This is a genomic window from Devosia salina (assembly GCF_019504385.1).
Taxonomy (GTDB): domain Bacteria; phylum Pseudomonadota; class Alphaproteobacteria; order Rhizobiales; family Devosiaceae; genus Devosia; species Devosia salina.
This window is the reverse complement of the sequence record NZ_CP080590.1, coordinates 2,695,062-2,716,165: the sequence shown is the minus strand read 5'-3', so window position 1 is coordinate 2,716,165 and position 21,104 is coordinate 2,695,062. Positions and strand designations below refer to the sequence as shown.

General features: G+C 61.3%; 28 protein-coding genes. 15 read left to right on the top strand and 13 right to left on the bottom strand.

The features are described from left to right. Positions 1-27: 27 nt before the first annotated feature. The 3 genes from K1X15_RS13210 to K1X15_RS13200 all read right to left on the bottom strand — a co-directional run bounded on the left by K1X15_RS13210 (position 28) and on the right by K1X15_RS13200 (position 2,124). Positions 28-993 carry a cation diffusion facilitator family transporter gene (locus K1X15_RS13210; protein WP_220304087.1) on the bottom strand — a complete coding sequence of 322 codons (966 nt, stop codon included), beginning with the start codon at positions 991-993 and terminating at the stop codon, positions 28-30. Continuing rightward, the gene (locus K1X15_RS13205) at positions 983-1,786 is read right to left on the bottom strand and encodes a ZIP family metal transporter (protein WP_220304086.1); all 804 of its coding nucleotides are present in this window, start codon (positions 1,784-1,786) and stop codon (positions 983-985) included. Before K1X15_RS13205 ends, K1X15_RS13210 begins: the two co-directional genes overlap by 11 nt. Positions 1,787-1,968: 182 nt before the next feature. Next, positions 1,969-2,124, bottom strand: coding sequence for a hypothetical protein (locus K1X15_RS13200; RefSeq protein WP_220304085.1), 156 nt, complete (start codon positions 2,122-2,124; stop codon positions 1,969-1,971). Between the two features lie 763 nt (positions 2,125-2,887). On the opposite strand from K1X15_RS13200, the gene K1X15_RS13195 reads away from it, so the two are divergent. Next, positions 2,888-3,556, top strand: coding sequence for a hypothetical protein (locus tag K1X15_RS13195; protein WP_220304084.1), 669 nt, complete (start codon positions 2,888-2,890; stop codon positions 3,554-3,556). Positions 3,557-3,606: 50 nt separating this feature from the next. On the opposite strand, the gene K1X15_RS13190 is transcribed toward K1X15_RS13195, so the two are convergent. Continuing rightward, positions 3,607-3,942, bottom strand: a complete 336-nt coding sequence (locus tag K1X15_RS13190) for a YnfA family protein (protein WP_220304083.1) — start codon at positions 3,940-3,942, stop codon at positions 3,607-3,609. Between the two features lie 314 nt (positions 3,943-4,256). After that, a complete protein-coding gene (locus K1X15_RS13185; protein WP_220304082.1) occupies positions 4,257-4,631 on the bottom strand; it encodes a hypothetical protein in 375 nt (124 codons plus the stop codon). An 82-nt stretch (positions 4,632-4,713) separates the two neighbouring features. Here K1X15_RS13185 and K1X15_RS13180 point away from each other — a divergent pair, with 82 nt between their 5' ends. Next, complete coding sequence (locus K1X15_RS13180) at positions 4,714-5,115, top strand: MerR family transcriptional regulator (RefSeq protein ID WP_220304081.1); 402 nt, start codon at positions 4,714-4,716, stop codon at positions 5,113-5,115. On the opposite strand, the gene K1X15_RS21635 is transcribed toward K1X15_RS13180, so the two are convergent. Further along, positions 5,096-5,398 (bottom strand): rhodanese-like domain-containing protein, encoded by a 303-nt coding sequence (locus K1X15_RS21635; protein ID WP_220304080.1) that lies wholly within the window; start codon positions 5,396-5,398, stop codon positions 5,096-5,098. The two genes, K1X15_RS13180 and K1X15_RS21635, sit on opposite strands and share 20 nt — an antisense overlap. Before the next feature lie 417 nt (positions 5,399-5,815). On the opposite strand from K1X15_RS21635, the gene K1X15_RS13170 reads away from it, so the two are divergent. The 3 genes from K1X15_RS13170 to K1X15_RS13160 all read left to right on the top strand — a co-directional run bounded on the left by K1X15_RS13170 (position 5,816) and on the right by K1X15_RS13160 (position 7,659). Beyond that, positions 5,816-6,229 (top strand): PepSY domain-containing protein, encoded by a 414-nt coding sequence (locus K1X15_RS13170; RefSeq protein ID WP_220304079.1) that lies wholly within the window; start codon positions 5,816-5,818, stop codon positions 6,227-6,229. Positions 6,230-6,358: 129 nt separating this feature from the next. Beyond that, the gene (locus K1X15_RS13165) at positions 6,359-7,123 is read left to right on the top strand and encodes a DedA family protein (protein ID WP_220304078.1); all 765 of its coding nucleotides are present in this window, start codon (positions 6,359-6,361) and stop codon (positions 7,121-7,123) included. Continuing rightward, a complete protein-coding gene (locus K1X15_RS13160; RefSeq protein WP_220304077.1) occupies positions 7,120-7,659 on the top strand; it encodes a DUF421 domain-containing protein in 540 nt (179 codons plus the stop codon). Before K1X15_RS13165 ends, K1X15_RS13160 begins: the two co-directional genes overlap by 4 nt. Before the next feature lie 50 nt (positions 7,660-7,709). On the opposite strand, the gene K1X15_RS13155 is transcribed toward K1X15_RS13160, so the two are convergent. Further along, entirely contained in the window at positions 7,710-8,015 is a 306-nt protein-coding gene (locus tag K1X15_RS13155; protein ID WP_220304076.1) for a hypothetical protein, read from the bottom strand. Positions 8,016-8,067: 52 nt separating this feature from the next. Beyond that, positions 8,068-8,346 carry a hypothetical protein gene (locus K1X15_RS13150; RefSeq protein ID WP_220304075.1) on the bottom strand — a complete coding sequence of 93 codons (279 nt, stop codon included), beginning with the start codon at positions 8,344-8,346 and terminating at the stop codon, positions 8,068-8,070. A 214-nt stretch (positions 8,347-8,560) separates the two neighbouring features. Here K1X15_RS13150 and K1X15_RS13145 point away from each other — a divergent pair, with 214 nt between their 5' ends. The 10 genes from K1X15_RS13145 to K1X15_RS13100 all read left to right on the top strand — a co-directional run bounded on the left by K1X15_RS13145 (position 8,561) and on the right by K1X15_RS13100 (position 16,842). Continuing rightward, positions 8,561-9,307 (top strand): ABC transporter ATP-binding protein, encoded by a 747-nt coding sequence (locus K1X15_RS13145; protein ID WP_220304074.1) that lies wholly within the window; start codon positions 8,561-8,563, stop codon positions 9,305-9,307. Then, on the top strand, positions 9,304-10,257 hold the full coding sequence (locus tag K1X15_RS13140) for an ABC transporter permease (RefSeq protein WP_220304073.1): 954 nt from the start codon (positions 9,304-9,306) through the stop codon (positions 10,255-10,257). The genes K1X15_RS13145 and K1X15_RS13140 overlap by 4 nt, the downstream gene beginning before the upstream one ends. After that, on the top strand, positions 10,250-11,233 hold the full coding sequence (locus K1X15_RS13135; RefSeq protein ID WP_220304072.1) for an ABC transporter permease subunit: 984 nt from the start codon (positions 10,250-10,252) through the stop codon (positions 11,231-11,233). The genes K1X15_RS13140 and K1X15_RS13135 overlap by 8 nt, the downstream gene beginning before the upstream one ends. 4 nt (positions 11,234-11,237) lie before the next feature. Continuing rightward, positions 11,238-11,867 carry a thrombospondin type 3 repeat-containing protein gene (locus K1X15_RS13130; protein WP_220304071.1) on the top strand — a complete coding sequence of 210 codons (630 nt, stop codon included), beginning with the start codon at positions 11,238-11,240 and terminating at the stop codon, positions 11,865-11,867. Between the two features lie 174 nt (positions 11,868-12,041). Then, complete coding sequence (locus K1X15_RS21305; protein ID WP_240549490.1) at positions 12,042-12,650, top strand: hypothetical protein; 609 nt, start codon at positions 12,042-12,044, stop codon at positions 12,648-12,650. A 27-nt stretch (positions 12,651-12,677) separates the two neighbouring features. Next, complete coding sequence (locus K1X15_RS13120; RefSeq protein ID WP_220304070.1) at positions 12,678-13,457, top strand: COG4705 family protein; 780 nt, start codon at positions 12,678-12,680, stop codon at positions 13,455-13,457. 59 nt (positions 13,458-13,516) lie between these two features. Further along, on the top strand, positions 13,517-14,194 hold the full coding sequence (locus K1X15_RS13115; RefSeq protein ID WP_220304069.1) for a winged helix-turn-helix domain-containing protein: 678 nt from the start codon (positions 13,517-13,519) through the stop codon (positions 14,192-14,194). After that, positions 14,181-15,554, top strand: a complete 1,374-nt coding sequence (locus K1X15_RS13110) for a HAMP domain-containing sensor histidine kinase (protein WP_220304068.1) — start codon at positions 14,181-14,183, stop codon at positions 15,552-15,554. The genes K1X15_RS13115 and K1X15_RS13110 overlap by 14 nt, the downstream gene beginning before the upstream one ends. Then, positions 15,551-16,231: a phosphatase PAP2 family protein gene (locus K1X15_RS13105; protein WP_220304067.1), complete on the top strand. Its 681-nt coding sequence runs from the start codon at positions 15,551-15,553 to the stop codon at positions 16,229-16,231. The genes K1X15_RS13110 and K1X15_RS13105 overlap by 4 nt, the downstream gene beginning before the upstream one ends. Before the next feature lie 173 nt (positions 16,232-16,404). Continuing rightward, a complete protein-coding gene (locus K1X15_RS13100) occupies positions 16,405-16,842 on the top strand; it encodes an EamA family transporter (protein ID WP_220304066.1) in 438 nt (145 codons plus the stop codon). A 118-nt stretch (positions 16,843-16,960) separates the two neighbouring features. Here K1X15_RS13100 and K1X15_RS13095 read toward each other — a convergent pair whose 3' ends face one another. The 5 genes from K1X15_RS13095 to K1X15_RS13075 form a co-directional block, all read right to left on the bottom strand. Continuing rightward, on the bottom strand, positions 16,961-17,545 hold the full coding sequence (locus K1X15_RS13095) for a cation efflux transmembrane domain-containing protein (RefSeq protein WP_220307542.1): 585 nt from the start codon (positions 17,543-17,545) through the stop codon (positions 16,961-16,963). Positions 17,546-17,818: 273 nt separating this feature from the next. Then, on the bottom strand, positions 17,819-19,138 hold the full coding sequence (locus K1X15_RS13090) for an MFS transporter (protein ID WP_220304065.1): 1,320 nt from the start codon (positions 19,136-19,138) through the stop codon (positions 17,819-17,821). After that, positions 19,138-19,413, bottom strand: coding sequence for a metal-sensing transcriptional repressor (locus K1X15_RS13085; RefSeq protein ID WP_220304064.1), 276 nt, complete (start codon positions 19,411-19,413; stop codon positions 19,138-19,140). Before K1X15_RS13085 ends, K1X15_RS13090 begins: the two co-directional genes overlap by 1 nt. A 62-nt stretch (positions 19,414-19,475) precedes the next feature. Further along, a complete protein-coding gene (locus K1X15_RS13080; RefSeq protein ID WP_220304063.1) occupies positions 19,476-20,228 on the bottom strand; it encodes a hypothetical protein in 753 nt (250 codons plus the stop codon). 11 nt (positions 20,229-20,239) lie between these two features. Then, a complete protein-coding gene (locus tag K1X15_RS13075) occupies positions 20,240-20,956 on the bottom strand; it encodes a HupE/UreJ family protein (protein ID WP_220304062.1) in 717 nt (238 codons plus the stop codon). Positions 20,957-21,104: the final 148 nt, after the last annotated feature.

Genomic DNA, 21,104 nt, shown 5'->3' with positions numbered 1-21,104 from the left:
CCCTCGCACACCAGTCCGATCAGGGCATCATCCTGGCCCATCGTCTCCCTGAACGTTTTCCTTCTCCTCTTTCCGGTTCGCGCCATGGCCATAGAGGCTGGCGTTTCGATGGGCCTGATCCTCACGCTCGAACTCGAGTGTCGAGTGAGTGATCTCGAACTTCTCCTCAAGTACGCGCTTGATCGCCCGCTTGATCTCTTCGAGACGCCCCCAGGCCTTCTCCTCGACGACAACGTGCGTATCGAGTGCAGCGGCATGTTCTTCCATTTGCCAGAGGTGAGCGTGATGGATGTCGGCTACTCCGTCGACCTCACGAACCGCGTTCACGACAGCGTCGTTGTCGATATCGGGCGGGCTGCCCAACATCAGTGTCCGGATCGGGCCGCCGATCTCCGTGAAAGCCAGATACAGGATGTAGAGGGCAATGCCGATCGTAATGGCAGGATCAACCCAGCGCAGATCGTAAAGGATAATCAACGCGCCACCAACGATCACAGCGACCGAAGCGAGCGCGTCCGACAGGTTGTGCAGGAAAAGAGCACGGATGTTAACGCTGCCCTTCTGCATCGAGTAGGTAAGCAGCGCCGTCAGCGTGTCCACCGCCAACGCAACACCCCCTAGCATGACAACCAGCCAGCCCTGCACCTCGGGAGGATCGATCATCCGCATGCCGCCCTCGTAGATCAGATAGAAGCCCACGAGGATCAGGGTGGTGTAGTTGATCAACGCGGCGACGATCTCGATCCGGCCGTAACCGAAAGTCATCCTTTCGTCCGCCGGCCTCCGCGCGATCTTGCGTGCGGCGAAGGCGATGACCAGCGAGGCCATGTCGGAGAAATTGTGAAGCGCATCCGCGATTAGAGCGAGACTGCCGGCGAGGATACCACCGACGATCTGGGCCACGGTAAGGAGGCCATTCGCCCAGATCGCGACGGACACCCGGCGATCGCCGGACTTATGATCAATGTGGGTGTGGCCGTGATCATGCGGCATGATGGATGTTCTCTTCGACGAGCTGTACCGCGGAACCAGTCTCACGTGCCGCTTCCTGGCCCAGAGCCGTCTCGAGGCCGGCAGAGACAAGAGCAAAGAGCGCGAAGCCCCCGACGAAGGCGAACGTCGAACTGCGCGAGTCGGCCTTCGCTTCATGGGCCTCCTCGAGCATGTCCTCGACTGCCGCGACCGTGAGCAATCCGGCGACAAAGCTCAGCGCGACGTATTTGGCCGCGTCCGGCGCGTCCCGCAGCAGGAACCAAGCAATCAGCGCCATACCGAGGCAGTAGAGCGGAAAAGAGATAGCGACGGCGATGCGCCGACTGCGCGGAATCCCCTTCTCCCGTAAGTTCGCGACGACGGAGTAGCCCTCCGGAAAGTCAGCGAGTGTCTGTCCGGCGGCAAGAACGATCGCAAGGGAGATGGCGACCGCCGAGCCAGTGCCGATCATCAGTCCATCACCGGAGAGGTCGATCGCGACGGCGACGTAGATCATCCACATCGAACTGCCGCCGCTGCGTGCGGATGAGATGCGCTCGATCAGCATTTCAGTGCCGATATAGGCCGCGCCACCTGCCGCAAACGATGCGGCAATCCACCACCCAGCGAGGTTCTCGAGCGCTTCCGGCATCAGCTCGATCGCGACGACACCGATGACGATACCCGAAGCCGCGTGCAGGGTAATGTTGAGCAGCCTCGGCGTGGTCCGCACGAGCTCGGCCACTATGCCGCCGGCAAGATTTCCGAGGCCCGGCAGGAGGGAAAGCCCGATGATGAGCCACAGGTTGTCCATACATGCGCCCTCGGTGAAATCGCGAGGTCAGCCACCGCTCAACGCCAGCGGACAGCCAATGATTAAATTCCCGCGTCCAGAAGTCGTTTTTTCATGACCGCCGATATCAGTTTGGTCGCAGGAGAAATGCATAGCGGCCTCTAAAGGTTTCGAGGAACAAGCTCGAGGCTCGCTCACCTCCTTTACACAGCCGCGGTCGTGATCGCTGCTGTCGTCATTGTCGGCTGCAGCCAGTTCATCGGCAACAGTCGCCACAATTCCCGTTGCCGAAGGGCGTACTGGATCAAATGGGCGATCGGGTTCCCGCCGACCGAGCCGACGATGATCAGAGTCTTCAAGCGGAATTCCCAGCTTAAGATCTAGACCCGCACTAACACCGGCCCAGCTCGCACTGCTCAAAACCTATCCGATCTGCAATGGTCAGGCACGCTTGGGCCCAAGATTCAGGAAGGAGAATACCATCGCCGGAAGGCTTCTACGACGTCACGCCTGCCCTGATGGACCAAAAGTCGAGCTACTTCCTGTCGTTCAACGTGGCCTTCCCGAACAGGTTCGGCCAAGCCTAAGGGCGTAGCGGCAGCTATCTGTTGGAGCCACGGCGACTGCAAGTAGGTGGGCTGTTACGAGATGACGGACGACGGCACAAAAAGAACTCCGCGCCAAGGTTCGCGAGAGCCTACGCGGCGGCACCGCTGCAGTTCCTGCCGTTACAACTGACAGAGGGAAACCTTGCCTCACGCCGCCAGCCCCATACCGCCGCCTTCTGGCGCAACCTGAGGATAGGCCGGACCTGTTCGACAAGATACTGACGCCGCCAGCGGTCGACGTCTGCGAGAAGCGATATGCCTTCAACCCTGGTGTTGGTCAGCCGCCGGTCGACTCCAACGGCGCATGCGCTGTCGGATTGCACCCCACGAACGCACCTCTCTGAGCTGAGACGAACTGAGGTTGAGGTCGCGTGACGCGAGTCGGCCCCCCCTAAAAAGGCTGAAGGCGGCGCCCGGAGGCCCGCCTTCCTAATCCTGTCTGCAGCAGATATACGCGAGGCGCAGTGATCAAATCCGCAGCGCATGCGGTAGGAATAGTTGAACGGGGCCAAGGTTGCAATACCAATTCTCGTGCGTGCCGGCGACATATGATGCGGTCGAGAGGACGCTGTCCCCAGCAAGGCTGGGACGATACCTGGTTGCCGCCAACGGCGACAAGCACTTGGCGTTCAGGCTGTACGTTTGGAACGGCCACATCTGCCAAGCCCTGTACTTTCCCCTGCAGACCGTCGAGGTGGCAATACGAAACGCCGTCGTCATCCCGGTGCAAAAGCGGTTCGGAACGGAATGGTTCAGCAACCCGAAATTCGAAAACCTTCTGCCGCAGCGCATGAAGGAGGAGCTGGCCGAGACCGTCGCAAGGGAACGCAGGCGGCGAAGGCACATCACCACCGCCAACCATCTGGTGGCGAGTCTCACCTTCGGATTCTGGCAACACTTGATGACCACAGCATACGACAAGCAACTCTGGGCGAACGGCATCCGCTTCTCGTTCCCCCATGCACCGAGCAATGTCGATCGTGCAGGGATTCACCTCATGCTGGACGAAATCCGCATCCTTCGTAACGACGTCATGCATCACTACGCAATCTTCGACCAGCGTCCTCAGGCACGCTACCAGACCGCCCTCACCCTCGCTGGTTACATCTGCCCCGAGACCCACTGGCTGATCTCGCACCTGTCGCAGGTGAGCCAGGTCATCAATGAGCGGCCGGTCATCTGACCAGTCAACTCGCCAGTGGCTGCAGCCGGGCAGTTGGCAGCCTCAGCTACCTAGCCCCTTGGCGCGAACAGGATGACCGCCGCAGCCACCAAGGCCAGTGCACCTCCACCCAAGTCCCACCGGTCGGGCACATGCCCTTCGGCCAACCAAAGCCAGAGCAGCGACCCTACGATATAGACACCGCCATACGCAGCATAGGCGCGGCCCGCATGCTCCGAAGGAGCCAACGTCAGGAGCCAGGCGAAGGCGATCAGCGATGGGATTCCCACTACCAGCCACAGCAGCGACTGGCCTTGGCGCAGCCATGCCCAAAACGAGAAACAGCCGACGATTTCGGCCAGGGCGGCGCCCGCGTAGATCAGGGCTGTGGTCGCGTATATGGGCATGGCGGTTTTCCTCTTCGGCGGGATGTATCAGCTGCTCGCTGACAAGTCGCTGGTCTTGCAGCTGCTTGTAGGACTGCAACCGCAGGAGCTCGCAGCAGTCTGCTTCCGTTGGCGAGCGCGGTGCCAGACGAAGCCGCCCAAGCCCACGGCCAGCAGAAGGGCGAAGCCTATCTGCCCTGCCACAGCCAGGCCGATTCCCCCTGCCGCCAACAACCCGAGCACCGGAGCTGCGATCAGCGGAGCGCAGCAGACGGCGCAGGCGGCGAAGGCGAGACCGCCCGTTGCGGCAGCACCCCTTACGGCGTTCTTCACCTTCATGTCGCCGACCTCGCCAGTTCGGGCGCGAAGTGGGCGAAAAGCTCATCGGCCGCCGCCGCAGCGCCTTGTGGAGCCGTTATTGTCAGTTCCACGGTTTCACCCGCGTGCAGGTTGAAATCGAGGAACGTGCAGCAATCCGATTCCTTCGCCACCAAGTCCTCGACCTCGGGCAACGCCGCCGCGGCATAGGTCAAGTGCAGGGTCAGCATCTCACGGCGGCTGGACAGCAGGTGCCGAGATGCGAGGTTGCGCATGCTGGCGACCCTCTCCTCGAAGTTGCCCGAGCTCAAGGTGCAGGCAATTGCCAAGTCGGTCTGATCCTGGGCTGCGGATGCCGCGCAGGACGGGCAGCATGCGTCTTCAATGATCATATTCCATCTCCTCTCAACTGAGATGGACGAGACCATATTTCTTCAAGTAGCTTGAAGGGCAAGCGCATAAACGAGGTCGTTGATGTTCAACATCGGTAAGCTGGCCAAGGCGGCTGGCGTCACCACGCCAACGATCCGATACTATGAAGAGATCGGCCTGCTCCCCGCCGCCGATCGCACAGAGAGCGGTCAGCGCGTCTATGGCGCCGACGATCTGGAGCGACTCACCTTCATCCGGCGCTGCCGGGACTTCGGCTTCAGCATAGAGCAGGTGCGGCTGCTGGCTGGCCTGTCGGTCAGCTCGGACAAGGACTGCCGCGAGGTCGGCGACATCGCCCGTCTCCACTTGGGAGAGGTGCAGGCCAAGCTTAAGGAACTCAAGGCACTCGAGCGCAGCCTTCAGCGCTTCGTAGCCCAGTGCGATGCGGTCTGCTGCGGCGGCCCAGGGCGTGAGTGCGTGGTGTTCAAGGACCTGACTGCATGACAGGTAGACCTGCGGCCCGCCATTCTGGTAGCCCTTCTTGCAGTCGACGAGCGCGGTAGCCCTGCTTCTGCAGCACACGGACCGCGTCGACGCTGAGCATGCGGTACCGCCCGCGGCAGTAAGCAACCACTTCGCGGTCGAATGGAACATCTGTCTGCCTATCCTCAAGCTCGGCCAGCGTGATGTTGACAGCACATGGAAGATGGCCGGCAGCGAACCCGCCAGGAGGCCCCACGTCCAGCAAGGTCACGCTGTCGATCCGCATGCGCTCCAGCAGCTCCACTGAGCTGATCGCCTCCAAGTCAGCGGGCGCGTCGAAGGAGGTTCGGACCCAGGTAACCACCGCAGGCGACGTTGTGCTCAGCAAGAGCACGCAACGCGGTCACCACCTGGACTACCGAATCCTCGACCAAGGGTAAACGCTCCGTTCGCCGTCGACCAACAACCAGGCCAGCCTTTTCGAGGTGCTGCGGGTGCTGCGATAGACTGCGGCTCTTGGCCCGCTCAACGACGGGCATAATTGCGGTGGCCAGTATTCCCGATCAGAAGGTCAGATTGCATCAATTCTGCGTCCCAAACTTGGCTGCCGGCCACAAGCTTGTCGAAACCGTAAGTTTGCAGACAGGTGGCCGCAACGGCACGCACCTAATTTCGCTTCGAAAGGGAAGCGCAGTTGCTCCCTTCACATGGAGAAGCCAAAATGAATAAGCGCATCGCACTTGCTGCAACCCTGCTCGCGGGCATCGTGGGCGCCACTTCCATCGTGCCGGCGATGGCCGAGAACCACACTGCTGCCGACAAGGCCGAAGTCCAGGCGATGGCCGACGTCAAGCTGACGGTGGCTGAGGCCTCGGCTGCTGCTGAGGCCCAGTTCGGCGGCAAGGTGGTTGAAGTGTCCCTCGATGTCGTCAACGGCAAGCCCATCTACGACGTAAGCCTGATCGGAACCGACGGAACTGAAACCGAAGCGATGGTCGATGCCGTGACCGGCGCCGTTGCAGCCGCTCCGGCCGAGCAGGCCGACGATGAAACTGGCGGCCAGACCGAGGACGGCGAACAGGGTGGCGAGAACGGCGAGGCCAATGAGGGCGCCGAAGGCAACGAAGCCCAGTAATCTGCCCACCAACAGCAAACCGGGGGACCTCGGTCTGGTGCGCCAGCCGAGGTCTCTTTGCTTCAATTCGGCATAGGCTTGTAGCCGTAGATGGCCTATTCGTTAGCGGCACCGAATAAGTGAGGTACCGTGCAAGCTACGTTTCAGTCCATTGTCGTCTTTCTTGAGCAGAACCCGACGCTCGCCATCCTTGTCACCTTCCTTGCTGCCGGCTCGGAATCCCTGGTCGTCGTGGGCGCGTTCATTCCTGGAACAGCGCTAATCTTGGCGCTCGGCACGGCAGCGGGCCTCGGCTACCTGCCAATCTGGCCCCTGTTGTTTGCCGCAACGGCGGGCGCGGTGCTCGGCGACGGGCTCTCGTATTGGATCGGGCATTCGCAACGCAGCAGGATCTCTGTTGTCTGGCCGTTCTCCACGCGCCCGGACATCCTTGCGGTGGGTGAAGTCTTCTTCGCCAAGTACGGCTGGACGGGCATCGTCATTGCCCGCTTCCTTCCCGGGGTCCGAGCGATTGTGCCAGTTGTCGCCGGGACCAGTGGGATGAAGCCGCTGCCGTTCTACGCCGCCAACATCGGATCGGCCCTGTTATGGGCTCCGGCACATCTGCTACCCGCAGCGTTCGCCGGGTTCGGCCTGAGTTCGCTTAATCGTATCGACCCCCGGACGGAAATCGAGCTGGTCGTCGGTGCTGTGGTTTTGTCGCTGGCGGTATGGGGGGTGCACCGAGCACGGGGGCGAATACTGCGATTCTTGGTTGTGCTCTACCGGCGGTTCCGAGGTTTTGCGTCGGACGAGGAGGAAGCAGGCGGAGGCTTGGCCGTGGAGAACGATGGGACGCAAGATGACATCATTCGGCCACCAGCTGCATCGGAACAAGTTCGGGACCGAAATTGAGTTGGGTCGACTCGGTGCAAGCGCAGCTTTGGCAGGCGGTAGGAAGCCCGGCGATCGTCATCTTCACGGCGCTGCGGGTCGCTGTCGTGTTCGTGGTCGTCCTCGGTTTATTGAGGATATCCGGCAAGCGGGTGCTTGGGCAGTTCACTCCGTTCGACCTCGTGGCCCTCCTGCTGATTTCCAACGTCGTGCAGAATGCGATGATCGGTCCGGACACCAGCGTCGTCGGCGGCCTCTTGGGCGCCGCGGTTATCCTCGCGCTGAACCGATTGGTGTCCAATGACGACCGGTTGAGGCACTTCCTGGAAGGCAGCCCGACCCTGCTGGTCGAGAACGGCCGCTTGCTAGAGGGGAACCTGCGTAAGGAGAGGATCAGCGCGGCCGAGATGCAGTCGGCTTTGCGCGAGCACGGCGTCGCCACGATCGGCGACGTAGCGTCCGCGGTGCTCGAGACCGATGGCACGATATCCGTATGCCAGGTGGGGCATCCTTCGGTAAAGCGGCTGCGGACGGTCCGGTCGAGCAGGAACCGCTAGCAACGTTCGACGCTGCTCCCCAGCAGGGAGCGGCACCGGCGATCGCCCACTTATTTTTGGAACGGCGCCACCAAATCGGCGCATGCTAATACCTTGTCCACGATCACCGCTTTGCGCGTCGTGACGTCCTCGGTGCATTGGGCAATGGCTTGGCCCTTGGTCAGGTAGTAGCGGTATTGCACGCGGTCGAATGGCGACAGGTGCAACACGACGGGCAGCGACAGCACATAGCCTTCGGCGACGTACGCCGACAAGGTCTTGTTCGAGGGCTGCCACTGGTCCTCGTAGGCAAAGGCCGTGGTGGCCAACGACGAGGCAATGACCGCTAGCCCCGCCAACTTCACGATACTGTTCATTGGGTCTCTCCTTTTCGTGGGGTCGATGCTGACTCTTGATACTGGTTCCAGGTTATCCCACCCAGTTCTGCAATGCAGGTATCGTAACCACGGTTTGGTGCCTTGCGCGTTCTTCGGCATCGGTTTCCCTGATCATGCGCTCGACGTCCACCAAGTCCGATATCGCGAGGACCAGATCGGACGGGGCGAAGGGGGATGGCGCAACGAAGGTCGCTTCGACATAGCTCGGGACCGGCAGCACGGTAGCGGGATTGGCCGAACTACCTGCGATCGAGAATAAAGTGATTGCGGTGGCGGCAAGGGCTGCACCGATGAGGCCGGTTCGTTTCATCGTTTTTGTCCGGTGAGGTTCTTTTTCGACACACTCCTTATGATCGGGCGTCAATACGGCCTCATGTCCCAGGTCTTACCGATCCGTAAGGTGCGAGGCCGGCTACCTTACGGATCGGTAAGACCCCCGACAGGTGGGGGAAAACTACTCCTGACAAGTTCCTGGACGAACCCGCAGAGCCGGTTCGCCAAGCAACCGATCGTCAGGAGCCGAAATGAACACCTTTGTCGTCGAAACCAGACAGTTGACCAAGCGGTACGGCGACCGCGCCGCGGTCAAGGACCTGACGCTTACCGTCGAGCGCGGGGAGGTGTTCGGCTTCCTCGGGCACAATGGCGCGGGGAAGACCACCACCATTCATATGCTGACGACGTTGCTCAAGCCCACCTCGGGGACCGCGCTCGTCTGCGGCAAGTCCGTCACAGAACAGAGCCTCCAGGCGCGTCGCCACATCGGCTACGTGCCCGAGAACGTCCGGTTGTACGACACGATGACCGCCCGGGCCAACCTGCTGTTCTTCGCACGGCTTTCAGGCGTCGAGAACCCAGAGCGTCGTATCGACGAGACCCTCGACTTCCTCGAATGCCGCGACCTGGCTCCACGCCTCGTCGGCTCCTTTTCCAAGGGGCTGCGCCAGCGCATCGGTCTCGCCCAGGCGATACTGCATCGTCCCGATGTGCTCTTCCTCGATGAGCCGACCTCGGGCCTCGACCCGATGGGCATCAAGACGCTGCGTGACCTGATCATCCGCCTCAACCGCGAGTTCGGCACCACGATCTTCATGAACACGCACCTGATCAGCGAGATATCCCGCACCTGCACCAGCATCGGCGTGCTCAACCAGGGCGAACTCGTGTTCCGCGACACCATCGACAAGGTCACCCAGCGATACGGCAGCGAAAGCTCCCTCGAGGAACTCTACCTGTCGGTCACGCCGGTACAGGTCAAAGGGGCGGCATGATGGGCACCACCCTAGCAAACGCTCCCATCAGATTGCTTGCGGCGCATTCGCTGGCGACCATCGCCCGCGAACGTACCGTCGCGCTGCTGGCACTGCTCTTCCTCGTGCTCGTGGTAGTCGCGGCATATTTGGGTTGGTCGGCGACGTCCACCGTCAACGCGATCTACCTTCGCTCCGCCGAATACATGGCCGCACAGGGTCAGCCGATCCCGTCCAACCCTGTCCTCGACACCTCGCCGCTGGCTTTGTTGCGAAACATGGCCACCTATGTGTCCCTGATCGGGGCCCTTGCCGCGATCGTCGTAGGGCACCAGCTGGTCGCCGGCGACAGGAAGGCGGGGACGATGCCCCTCCTGGGAACCCGACCGCTGCGGTCCGTCGATCTGGGGGTGGCCAAGGCGCTCGCGTTGGTTGTCGCCATAGCCGCCCTCGTGCTCTTCGCCGCAGCCATCAACACCGCAACATTCCTGGTTCTCCCGGAGTTCCATCTGGATGCCGGCGGATGGGCCAGGCTTGGGGGCTTCTACGGGACCTCGGCGCTCTACCTGCTTGTTTTCGGCTTTCTCGGCATGTGGTTCGGGGCTTCCGCCAAATCGGAAACCGTGGGGCTGCTGATCCCCGTCACCGTCTGGCTCACCGTCACATTCGTGCTGCCGCAGATCACCTCCAACATCAATCCGGTCGCCGCCTTGAACCCGGTTTCGGCACTTGCCGACGCACCGGCGTCGACCTTCTTCCAGCTCACTGGATGGGCGCTCGGACCCTTTTCCCTCGCAGAGGCCTACCGACTGGTCTCCGCCCAGCTGCTCGACTTCATGCCGCCTACCTTCATCGATCGCTCCGCTATCCCGCCGCTTGCCTCGCTCTTGATCGCGGTGACGGCCCTCGGCGGGGCCGCGGTGGCCGCCGTCGCGCGCATGGACATGACCAAAGGAGACTATGATGCATGACCTCGTCCAACCCGTGTTGACGATCGCAGGCAAGGATATCCGCGACGCGGTGAAGGACCGCTTCGTCATCCTGATGACGGCTTTCCTGTTGCTCGCCTCCCTGGTCGCACTCGCGGTCGCAGCGATCGCCCTAAAGGGAGACGTGGCAACCTATGTCGAGGCAAAGGCAGGCCTTATTGCCCTGGGCAAGGACGCTTCCACCATACCGGACCCGGCCTTCTACCCGCTCAAGCTCCTGCGGGGCTTCGTCGAACACGTCGAGATCATCGGCGCCATCATCGGCATCCTGATCGGATACCGCGCCGCGGCCAGCGAACGCGGACGGCAGACGCTGGCGCTGATCGTAACCCGCCCGATCGCCCAGTGGCAGTTTCTAGCCGGCAAGGTTCTCGCGGGAACGGCGATCATCTCCGCGGGCCTCGTCCTGGCCTTCGTCGTGGCCGGCGCCGCGGTGATCCTGATTTCGGGCGTCACGCTAAACCCCGAGGACATCGTGCGGCTTGCGAGCGTCATGTCGGCGGCGGGCCTTTATGCGCTCGCGTTCTTTCTGCTCGGTTTCGTGACGGCGCTGTGGGCCAAGAAGCTGCCCAACGCGCTTCTCCTCGCCTTCACTGTTTGGCTCGGCTTCGTGCTGATCGCTCCACAGATCGGTGACACGCTCGACCCGGACAATCAGGTCGCTGGCGGCGTCTTCAAGCAGTTGCAGATCGCCAAGCCGCAGCAGCTCGAGATCCTCCAATCCTTTTCTACGTACGAAACCATCCGCAACGGGATCGAGGTGGCATCGCCCACCAAGCATTTCGAGCGGTTGAGCTTCGCCGTACTCGGCATCAAGGACACCTATGCGGGCCAACCCCTGATGCCGATCCTCGCCGAGAAAACCAGCGATCTCGTCTGGCTTCTGGCGATCGCCCTGGCGCTCGGCCTGCTCCTGTTCGCGCGCCGCCTCGACCCCAACCGTCTCTCAAAGGAATAGAACAATGAAACGCGCCAACACCCTTGCCGTCTCTGCACTTGCTCTGGTCACCGCCCTCATGCTCTCGCACGGCGCCTACGCCGCCGGGGTCGACACCGACGGCGACGGCATCCCGGACGCCTCCGAAGTCCTGCTCGGGACCGACCCGATGAATCCCGACACGGATGGTGACGGTATCGATGACCTGCAGGATACGGCGCCAGTGTCCCTCGCGGATCCGACGCCCCAGACGGGTGCTCCTGCCCCGTTCGCCATCAAAGAGGCGCTGGTCGAGAACAACTATGATTACGCCGCCAAGAAGGACGCCCCTGACCACCTCGAACTCCTGGTGACCAACAGCACCGCAGCGGAGATCAAGGACTTCAGCCTCTATCTGACGGTAAAGGATGCCGACAGCGGCGCAACCGAGACTTATTTCAAGCCCCTGCCAGGGTTTACGGTGCCCGCGTCTGGGGAGGCACGCGTCCATCTCGACGACGGAGCCATGGCCGGCCACTTCCGCGACAACCCAAACGGCATCTATCACTCCACCCAGAGCGCCAAGGTCATGACCTTCGAGCTCGCGGTCGCCGGCTTCGCTCCGGTCCGTGTAGACGTGAACAAGGACAAGGGGGGCGCCGAAACCGCCGACTGAACTTCCCCGATTCAAGGGCGGCCTGAGTAGGGCCGCCCTTTGTTCAGGGATGCCTGAAAACAAGGGCCGGGCTCTGTTTATTACCAATCCGTATGCTGGGTGCCAGAAGCGCGTAATACCGGGCGGGCAATGTCTCCAAGCTGCTGGATCGCAGCAACGTCAATGGAGGTTCCCATGCACAAGCTACTCGTCGCCCTTGCCTTTCTCTCTGCTCCCATCGCGGCCTCGCCCTGGCTGCTTACCCCGACCTATGCCGCCCAGGCGGCCGAGCTCGGGGACCTGTCACCTCTACGGACGATTGCGGCCGATACACTAGCTTTGGTTGCCACAGGCGACATGACTGCAGCCACTTCCCGCATCACCGACTTTGAAAGCGCCTGGGATGCGGAGGCGACCAAGTTGCGTGCCTTGAACGCGGAGAAATGGAGTGTGATCGACGGGGCTGCCGACTCCGCCATAGCATCCCTTCGCGTCTCCGCTCCCAGTCCTGACGCAGCAACCCAGGCGGTCACCGCGCTGATCGCCGCCCTGAACGATCCTTCGGCGGTTGCCGTCCAGGCCGTGGGTCCGGTTACGGCCGTCACCGACGCCCATGGTCGCCCGCTTCCCTGCGAGGACCTCCTGGCGGACGTGCGTGCAAGCACCGCGGCTACGACCGTGAGCGCAGCCGACAAGCCCACGCTAGACGAGCTGACCAACAAGGGTATCGAGCGATGCAACGCCGATGACGACAGGCGTGCCGACGACTTCTTCGTGCAAGCCCTCGCAATCTTGGGCAAGTGATATCCCAACCTGACGAGGATGAAAAAAATGTTGTCCACATATGAGCAGCCGGTTTCGCCCAACCGTGTCCCGGAGGTCACCGTCGACTTTTGGCTCATCAAGCTGATGGCGGTCACGGTCGGCGAAACAGCCGCGGACTTTCTCTCGCTGAACCTCGGCCTCGGCCTGCAGAACACGACCTACCTGATGTCGGCCATTTTGGTCGGAGTGATAGCGCTGCAGTTCGCGCAGAAGCGTTACGTGCCATGGGTCTACTGGTCCGCTGTGGTGATGGTCAGCGTGGTCGGTACACTCCTGACCGACAACCTGATCGACACGTTCGGCGTTCCGCTCGCCACCACCACCATAGCCTGCACCGTCGTGCTGGCGGCCATTTTCGCGGCCTGGTATGCCAGCGAGAAGACACTCTCTATCCACACCGTCGTGACAACGCGTCGTGAGGTCTTCTACTGGCTGGCGGTCCTGGCCACGTTCGCGCTTGGGACCGCTGCCGGGGATTACGTGTCGGAGGCCTTGGGGGTGGGTTACCTGGGGACCGGAGCGTTGTTCGGCGCCGTCATCGCGGCGATCGCTTTCGCGCACTACGTGCTCAAGATGAACGCCATCCTGGCTTTCTGGCTCGCCTATATCTTCACCCGGCCCCTCGGTGCCTCGTTGGGTGACCTCCTCTCCCTGCCGACCGACTACGGTGGGATGGGCTTCGGGACCATCGTCACCAGTGCCATGTTCCTCGCCGTCATCGCCGGTATCGTGGTCTACATGACGGTTATGCGAGGCCCGCGTGACGGCGCCCAACCGGTCAGGTAAGAACGAGATGCCTTGCCGCCTGCCCGACCAGCAGGCGGCACCGCATCGGAAGGGACCATATGCGTATTCTCATCATCGAAGACGACCGGCGCACCTCGGAGTATGTCGTCAAGGGTCTGTCCGAGGCTGGACACCTCGCCGAAGCATTGGCGGACGGACGGGACGCGCTGGTGCATGCGACGCACACTCCATATGACGTGCTTGTTGTTGACCGCATGTTGCCGGGTCTTGACGGCCTCTCGCTTGTCCGAGCACTACGAGCAGCCGGAGTGCAGACGCCGGCGATCTTCCTCACCTCCATCGGCGGCGTGAACGATCGCGTGGACGGACTTGAGGCTGGTGGCGACGACTACCTCGTCAAGCCATTCGCGTTTTCGGAGCTGTTGGCTCGGGTGAACGCCTTGGGACGACGTCCCGCAGTGCAGGCTGAAAAGACGTTGCTGAGGGTGGCCGACCTTGAACTCGACCTGGCGCGCCGGACGGTCAGGCGTGCCGGGCAAAAGATCGAGCTGCAGCCACGGGAGTTCACGCTTCTGGAGGTACTGATGCGGAACGAAGGCCGCGTCGTCACACGCACGATGCTGCTCGAGCGCGTCTGGGATTTTCACTTCGACCCGAAGACCAGCGTGGTCGAGACCCACATCAGCAGGCTCAGGTCCAAAATAGACAAACCTTTCGAGGTGCCGCTCCTTCATACGGTTCGAAGCACCGGCTACAGCATCCATGCTCCGCTCTGAAACCCTTCGAAGCACGGCCTTCCGGCTCGCGCTGATCTTCAGTGGGTTGTTCTTCGCGACGTTTCTGATCGCGGGCTTTCTGGCCTACCAGATCATCTCTACCGATCTGCATGACCGGCTCGATCTGACTTTGTCAGAGAGCTTTGACATGATCGCCAGCTCATATGGGGAAGGCGATCTCGAGGACCTTGTGGGCACCTTACGGACGTACTCGGCATCAACGAATGATCATGAACGGATCTTCTATCTGGCCGATGCGACGGGTCAGGTGCTCGCCGGAAACGTACCCGTAGCGCGGACAGAGCCTGGCTTGTCGACACTCACAGGCGCCGCGTTCGGACTCGAAGGTGATGTGCGCTATCGCGCGCTGAAGGGCGAGATCGCCGGCAACACCATGGTGGTAGCCTGGAGCTACGAAGAGACGGACGAACTAGGCGGGCTGGCTTTGTCCAGCTTCGCTTGGGCCGGTGTCATCGCCACCGCGATCGCGGTGGCCGCCGGCCTTCTCCTGGCTGGCGCGGTGAAAAAGCGGATGGACGCCATCGGAGGCACGATGGATCGCGTCGGCCAAGGCGAACTGACGGCACGCATACCGCTCCGGGGATCCGGTGACGACATCGACGTCCTGTCCGGGCAGGTCAATTCGGCCCTGGAGCGACTGAGCGCCCTCGTGGAGGGCATGCGGCAGGTGAGCGTAGACATCGCGCACGACCTGAAAACTCCGTTGAACCGCCTGTCCATCATAATTGAAAGTGCCCTCGACATGGCAGAGAGTGGTGAAGGCAATTCTGCCGAATTGGTCCAAGCCCAGAACGAGGCCGGCCGGATCAATGCCACATTCGAGGCGCTGCTGCGCATTGCGCAGCTCGAATCCGGTGCCCGACGCGAAAGGTTCACCGAGGTCTCCCTCACCTCGGTTCTGTCGACCTTGGCCGAGGCCTACGAGGACGTGGCGGTCGAGAACGGCCAGTCTCTTTCGCTTTCAGCGGAGGGACAAGACGTCGCGTTTGTCAGGGGTGACAAGGATCTCCTGACACAGCTATTCGCCAACCTGATCGAAAACGCCATCCGCCACGCCAAGGGCGGAACGGCGATCGAAATGTATGTCCATCGCCGGAACGGCACGGTGAGTGCGCGAATCGTCGACGATGGGCCTGGCATTCCCAAAGACGAAAGCGAAAAGGTGTTTCGACGGCTCTATCGTCTTGAGAAGAGCCGCAGCACGGAGGGCACGGGACTTGGGTTGAGCATGGTCAAGGCCATAGCAGATCTACACGGCGCGTCGGTTACCCTGTCGAGCGCCAATCCCGGATTGGCGGTCACGATAAACTTTCCGGCCACGCATGGATCGAAGGCATGAAACTCAAGAACTACGTTCCCCTTGGCATCCTCGCAGCGCTCCTGGGAGCGTTCGGCATGGTGGCCGATGAGGTCTCCGAAGGTGAGACGCTCGCTTTCGATAATTCTGTGCTGCTGGCGCTGCGCGTGCCCGGGGACCCCGCTACGCCGGTCGGTCCGTCCTGGGTGCCGGAAGCCGCGCGCGACGTGACAGCGCTAGGCAGCTTTTCTGTCCTGACCATTCTGGTCGTTGGCGTCGTCGCATTCCTAGCGTTGATCGGGAAGCGCGGCACCGCTCTTTTCCTGACCGCGTCCGTTCTTGGTGGAACCACCGTCAGCACCTTGTTGAAGGCGCTCTTCGACCGTCCAAGACCGGAGCTCACGGGCGTCGCTAAGGTCTTCACGGCCAGTTTTCCGAGCGGCCATGCCACCATCTCGGCGGTCGTCTATCTGACGCTCGGTGCCATTCTGGCGGAGATTTCCGCGTCGCGGAAACTCACCACGTTCTTCTATTCGGCCGCCGCCTTTTTGAGCGTCCTGGTCGGACTGAGCAGGATATATCTCGGGGTCCACTTTCCAACCGACGTGGTCGCGGGCTGGTCGATCGGGTCCGCTTGGGCGCTGCTGTGCCTTTTGATCTTCAGCGCCGTCCGAGCCAAGTGGGCTGATCGAGAAGTTATACGACCGTCGACGAAATAGAGATTTAATCTAGGCAAACGGACCGCGATGCGCTTGCAGTACGAAGACCACGCATAATTGTTTCGCCGACGGAGCCGAATAGCAGTTTGGCAGAGCCTATAGGATTGCGGCAGGCTCCGTACTTAACCGGGCCAACCGCGGTGAACCGCACTTTATCCGACTGGACCACATCAATGGCAATACCTTTGTCTTCTTGGCAGTTCTGGGCACTGCTCTCCGCAGTGTTCGCTGCACTTACGGCGATTCTGGCAAAAGTCGGGATTGAGAACGTAAATTCTGATTACGCGACCTTCATCCGAACCGTCGTAATCCTGATAACCGCGGCCGGCATCCTTTTTGCAACCGGCCATTGGCAGGCACCCGATACTGTACCTGGACGAACGTGGGTGTTTCTAGTTCTGTCAGGCCTAGCGACCGGATTGTCGTGGATCTGCTATTTCAGGGCTCTTAAAGTCGGTAGTGCTTCCCAGGTTGCCCCCATCGACAAGCTCAGCGTTGTTCTGGTCGCCTTGTTTGCAGTGCTGTTCTTGGGTGAAAAGCTTTCAACTCCTAACTGGATTGGAATCTTGATGATCGGGCTTGGTACAATCCTTGTGGCGTATAAGGGATAACTACAATGAACGTGCGAACAAAGAAAATGGTGAAGGCGTAGTGCGATACGCCGCTCAAACCTTTTGAGCTGAAAGACGATAGAGGATGCGACGGTGCATAATGGCGGAGATGACGACCTCACGCCTTCGCGGCATGGTGCTCCTCGTGGGCTGCTTCCCAAACTTCGCGTGCGGCGTCGATGTTCATGGCTGCGATAGCCAGTCCCACGACCACATCGGGCCACACTGAGCGCCAGACCAGCGCCGTGACCAGCCCGGCAACTACGATGGCGATATTGGCGATGGCGTCGTTGCGGGCTGACAGGAAGGCCGCACGAGTTAGGCTACCGCTCTGATGTCGAAAGCGAGCCAGGAGAAAAGCGCAACTGAGGTTCACCGCCAGTGCGCCAAGACCGGTAAGCGATAGCGTAATGGGCTCCGGCGGAACAGGGTTGGTGAACTTGCCCCAGAGGGACCAGAGCAACGCGATGGCGGGCAAGAGAAGGATGCCTGCAAGCAGCATACCGACCCTGGCGCGCGTGGTGGCGGTCCACGCCAGAGCAAAGAAGATCAGCAGATTAACTGAGGTGTCCTCGAGGAAATCGACGCTGTCGGCAAAGAGAGAGACCGAGCCGATGGACAAGGCGACCGCAAACTCCACGCCAAAATAGGCGAGGTTGAGCAAAGCTACAATGAGCACCGCCCGCCGAAGCCCCGCATCCATTGTTTCCATTGTCATATCGTTCTCTTCTCAAACTGCACGTTGCCCGAAGTTGCCCCCGTAGGGCACCCGGGGGTCAATTACGGGTCAATCGTGGGATTGGACATGGCCCTCGCTCGAGGTGGTAGTGGAGAGCGACAGGCAGCGAGTCGACCCTTACAAGATACCTGGACGCCAGCCCTCGCGCTGAAGCAGCAAAAACCTCCTGCCCAAGACGTGAGCGCGGCGAAGAAGGCGTACTGTGCATTCATTCCTCCCTTTGGAGGGCAGCTCCGCCTATTTGGCCGGCCACATCACGTGTTGATCGTCGATGACAAAAGCATGCTTATGGATATGGCCATCGCCAATATGCTGCGCACCTTGAAGATGCTGGTGATCAGCGGCGAGGTTGTGATGCTCATGCTCCAGTTCGACGGGGTCCACGGCAGGCCACAGACGCAGCGCGGCAACCGACCCAAGCCCGGCCATCGCCGCCATGACGAAAAAGGCCGTCGGCATTCCTGCAGTGGCACCAAGCCAGCCTGCAAGCGGATACGTAATCAGCCAAGTCGCATGAGATAGGGCGAATTGAGCGGCGAAGAGGCTGGGGCGATCCTCAGGATTGGAGGAACGCCTGATTAGGCGGCCCGATGGCGTCTGAGTGATCGAATAGCCAATGCCGGTGATGAACCAGAGGACCAGCAAGAACAAATAACCTGGCAGTAGACTGCCAATCAGCATGCATGCACCTAGCATGCTGGCGCCGATCAGCATGACTGGCCGGTCGGCGTGGCGGTCGAGTAACCTGGGCAAAGCGAGCGCGGCCACCATTGAGCCTAAGCCGAAAGCAGCCAAGGCGATGGCGGTCGCCTGCTGATCAAGGCCAAAGCGCGATTGCACCAAAACTACTGTGTTCACGATGACCATCGCACCGGCCGCAGAAACGGCGAGAGTGAGCGCTAGCAGGCCTCGCAGCCGGGGGGTTCCAAGATAGATCCGCATGCCCCGCGTGGTACGATCGTAGATGCCGCGCGGTGCGGGGGGCTTGGGACTGGGCAAGACCACGGAGACCACCAAGAGGGCGGAGGCGACGAAGCCGATGACCGTTCCGGCAAAGAGGCTGTTGAAGGATATGACCGTCAGGAGCGCTGCGGCGAGTAGGGGGCTGGCCACGCTTTCGAGGTCATAGGCCAGGCGCGAAAGCGACAAGGCCCGCGTATAGTCCTTCTCGTCAGGCAGGACATCAGGAATAGTGGCCTGGAAGGTCGGCGTGAAGGCAGCCGAGGCAGATTGCAGCACGAAGATCAGCACATAGACCTGCCAGATTTCCGTAACGAAAGGCAGGAGCAGAGCGACCCCCGCACGCACCACGTCGAGACTAACCAGCATGGCCCGACGAGGTACTCGTTCTGCAAAGGCAGATGCAATGGGCGCCACGGCGACATAGGCGACCATCTTGATGGCAAGGGCCGTACCCAGGACCGCACCGGCGTTATCGCCGGCGAGGCTGAAGGCGAGCAGGCCCAAGGCGACGGTCGCAAGACCCGTTCCAACAAGGGCGATAACCTGCGCCATGAAAAGGTGACGATAGGTGCGGTTGGCGAGAACGGAGAGCATCAGAGATACCGGGCAATGTCGCGGAACTGGTCGATCGTGGCACGGTCATCGGCGGATAGACTGCCGACGGCGTCCTCGAGGCAATGGTCGAGGTGATCGTGGATCAGGGTCTTCTTGGCTTGGGTGATGGCCTTTTCGACCGCGTGCAATTGATGCGCGAGCTCGAGGCATGGCTTGCCAGCCTCAATCATGGCGATGACCGAGTTGAGATGGCCGCCGGCACGCTTGAGCCGCTTCACGATATCGGGATGGGTGGAATGGACATGATCGGACATGTCTACAAAGTATCCCCCCAGGGGGATGAGTCAAGGGGCGGTACTCGCCGCCCCTTGAGTGATCAGATGAGTTTCCGCAGCTCACTGTATTGGCCGCCGGTGCGTAGGGTGACTGTCACATCCATGTCGCCGCGATTGCGGAAGAACCAGCCATGGGTGCCGGCGAAGGGCGGCTGCAACTGACCGCTTTCGCTGGAAATACCGCGCACCTGTTCATAGGTGACGGATTGGCCGCCGCCTTCGCCATGGGCGTCGAAATTGATGACGCCACCTTGAACCTCGACCTCGAAATTGGCTACGGCACCGGCATCCATGACCAGCTTGTATTCGGTGCCTTCCATCGGCGTGAGGGTGAAGCTGATCTCGTCCCGCCAAGCGGATGCAGATGCTTGCGCCGGCTCCTCGGCAGCAACGGGCGCCGGCGCGGCCGACACTGGCGTTGTTGGAATGGTGGGGTTGGTTTCTGGCACGCTGGCAGGTGCCAGCACAGCCTCGATGGCGCTGATGCGTTCGGTGAGGGCTGAGATCTCGGCTGAAGCCACCGGCGGAGATGACTGGATGGGCGCGGTGCCGGTGGCAACCTGGGCACTCAACTGCTCGGCGGCAGCGGCCTCCTCGGCCAGCTGCATTTTGATCTCGCCCATGGTGGTGAGGCCGGTGAGGCGACCGAAGCCGGTGAGATCGACGCCGTATTCGGAGGGGAGAACCACGGTGACGAGAATGGCGAGGGCCGAGACGCCGGCAATGATGGTGGACCGGATCAGCCTGGCAGTGCTGGGCAATTCGGCCTGGGTCGGGAAAGAGGTGTTGTACATGTTGGAAATCCTCAGGGCACGACAATGAGGCCGACAAGCTGGTACCCGAAGAGTACGAAGCCGGCGCACATCATGGCGACATTGGCGGAATAGGCATACTTCCAGAACGACCGCGTGCGGCGCCAGAAACCCATGGCGATTAGAATGGTGGCCAGGGCGAGAAGCTGGCCGATCTCGACGCCGACATTGAAGGCGATCAGGTTGGGCAACAGGCCGTCTTCGGCCATGTTGTATTCGAGTACCTTGGTCGCGAGCCCCAGCCCATGAAACAGGCCGAAGATCAGGGTCGCTGCCTTGGTGTTTGGTTGGAAGCCAAGCCAGCGCTGGAAGGCGCCGATATTGTCGAGCGCCTTGTAAGCGACCGACAGGCCGATGATGGCGTCGATGAAGTAGGAACTGATGGCCCAGTTGAAGTAGACGCCCAGTACCATGGTGGTCGAATGGCCGATGGCGAACAGCGACACATAGGTGCCGATATGCTCCATCCGGTAGAGGAAGAATATGACCCCGAGCAGGAACAGGATGTGATCGTAGCCGGTGATCATGTGCTTGGCGCCCAGATAAACATAGGGCAACAGGTTCCAGCCGGTGATTTCGGCGATATAGCCGGCGTCGCTGGTATCGACGCCATGGGCGCTGGCGCCGCCCGTCAGGGCGAGCAAGGCCAGCAAGGCGATGGCCGCGACCGGAAATGACGGTCGGACGGCCCGCAGGGAGTGCAGGGACATGATGATAAACCGTGATGCATTAAAACGGCGCCGTCAGGCGCGTCGGATCACGGTGACTGTCTTGGCGGTCGGTCCAGGCCTGAAGGCGTTTGGTCAGGCAGGCTGTCGAGCAGGCTGATCAGGTACGACTGCGGGAGTTGCGGAATCG

Coding starts and splice junctions, on each gene's coding strand:
- K1X15_RS13210 (WP_220304087.1), bottom strand. CDS start 993: ATGCCGCATGATCACGGCCACACCCACATTGATCATAAGTCCGGCGAT.
- K1X15_RS13205 (WP_220304086.1), bottom strand. CDS start 1,786: ATGGACAACCTGTGGCTCATCATCGGGCTTTCCCTCCTGCCGGGCCTC.
- K1X15_RS13190 (WP_220304083.1), bottom strand. CDS start 3,942: ATGCCCATATACGCGACCACAGCCCTGATCTACGCGGGCGCCGCCCTG.
- K1X15_RS13185 (WP_220304082.1), bottom strand. CDS start 4,631: ATGATCATTGAAGACGCATGCTGCCCGTCCTGCGCGGCATCCGCAGCC.
- K1X15_RS13180 (WP_220304081.1), top strand. CDS start 4,714: ATGTTCAACATCGGTAAGCTGGCCAAGGCGGCTGGCGTCACCACGCCA.
- K1X15_RS13170 (WP_220304079.1), top strand. CDS start 5,816: ATGAATAAGCGCATCGCACTTGCTGCAACCCTGCTCGCGGGCATCGTG.
- K1X15_RS13155 (WP_220304076.1), bottom strand. CDS start 8,015: ATGAACAGTATCGTGAAGTTGGCGGGGCTAGCGGTCATTGCCTCGTCG.
- K1X15_RS13150 (WP_220304075.1), bottom strand. CDS start 8,346: ATGAAACGAACCGGCCTCATCGGTGCAGCCCTTGCCGCCACCGCAATC.
- K1X15_RS13145 (WP_220304074.1), top strand. CDS start 8,561: ATGAACACCTTTGTCGTCGAAACCAGACAGTTGACCAAGCGGTACGGC.
- K1X15_RS13140 (WP_220304073.1), top strand. CDS start 9,304: ATGATGGGCACCACCCTAGCAAACGCTCCCATCAGATTGCTTGCGGCG.
- K1X15_RS13135 (WP_220304072.1), top strand. CDS start 10,250: ATGCATGACCTCGTCCAACCCGTGTTGACGATCGCAGGCAAGGATATC.
- K1X15_RS13130 (WP_220304071.1), top strand. CDS start 11,238: ATGAAACGCGCCAACACCCTTGCCGTCTCTGCACTTGCTCTGGTCACC.
- K1X15_RS21305 (WP_240549490.1), top strand. CDS start 12,042: ATGCACAAGCTACTCGTCGCCCTTGCCTTTCTCTCTGCTCCCATCGCG.
- K1X15_RS13120 (WP_220304070.1), top strand. CDS start 12,678: ATGTTGTCCACATATGAGCAGCCGGTTTCGCCCAACCGTGTCCCGGAG.
- K1X15_RS13115 (WP_220304069.1), top strand. CDS start 13,517: ATGCGTATTCTCATCATCGAAGACGACCGGCGCACCTCGGAGTATGTC.
- K1X15_RS13110 (WP_220304068.1), top strand. CDS start 14,181: ATGCTCCGCTCTGAAACCCTTCGAAGCACGGCCTTCCGGCTCGCGCTG.
- K1X15_RS13105 (WP_220304067.1), top strand. CDS start 15,551: ATGAAACTCAAGAACTACGTTCCCCTTGGCATCCTCGCAGCGCTCCTG.
- K1X15_RS13100 (WP_220304066.1), top strand. CDS start 16,405: ATGGCAATACCTTTGTCTTCTTGGCAGTTCTGGGCACTGCTCTCCGCA.
- K1X15_RS13095 (WP_220307542.1), bottom strand. CDS start 17,545: ATGGATGCGGGGCTTCGGCGGGCGGTGCTCATTGTAGCTTTGCTCAAC.
- K1X15_RS13090 (WP_220304065.1), bottom strand. CDS start 19,138: ATGCTCTCCGTTCTCGCCAACCGCACCTATCGTCACCTTTTCATGGCG.
- K1X15_RS13085 (WP_220304064.1), bottom strand. CDS start 19,413: ATGTCCGATCATGTCCATTCCACCCATCCCGATATCGTGAAGCGGCTC.
- K1X15_RS13080 (WP_220304063.1), bottom strand. CDS start 20,228: ATGTACAACACCTCTTTCCCGACCCAGGCCGAATTGCCCAGCACTGCC.
- K1X15_RS13075 (WP_220304062.1), bottom strand. CDS start 20,956: ATGTCCCTGCACTCCCTGCGGGCCGTCCGACCGTCATTTCCGGTCGCG.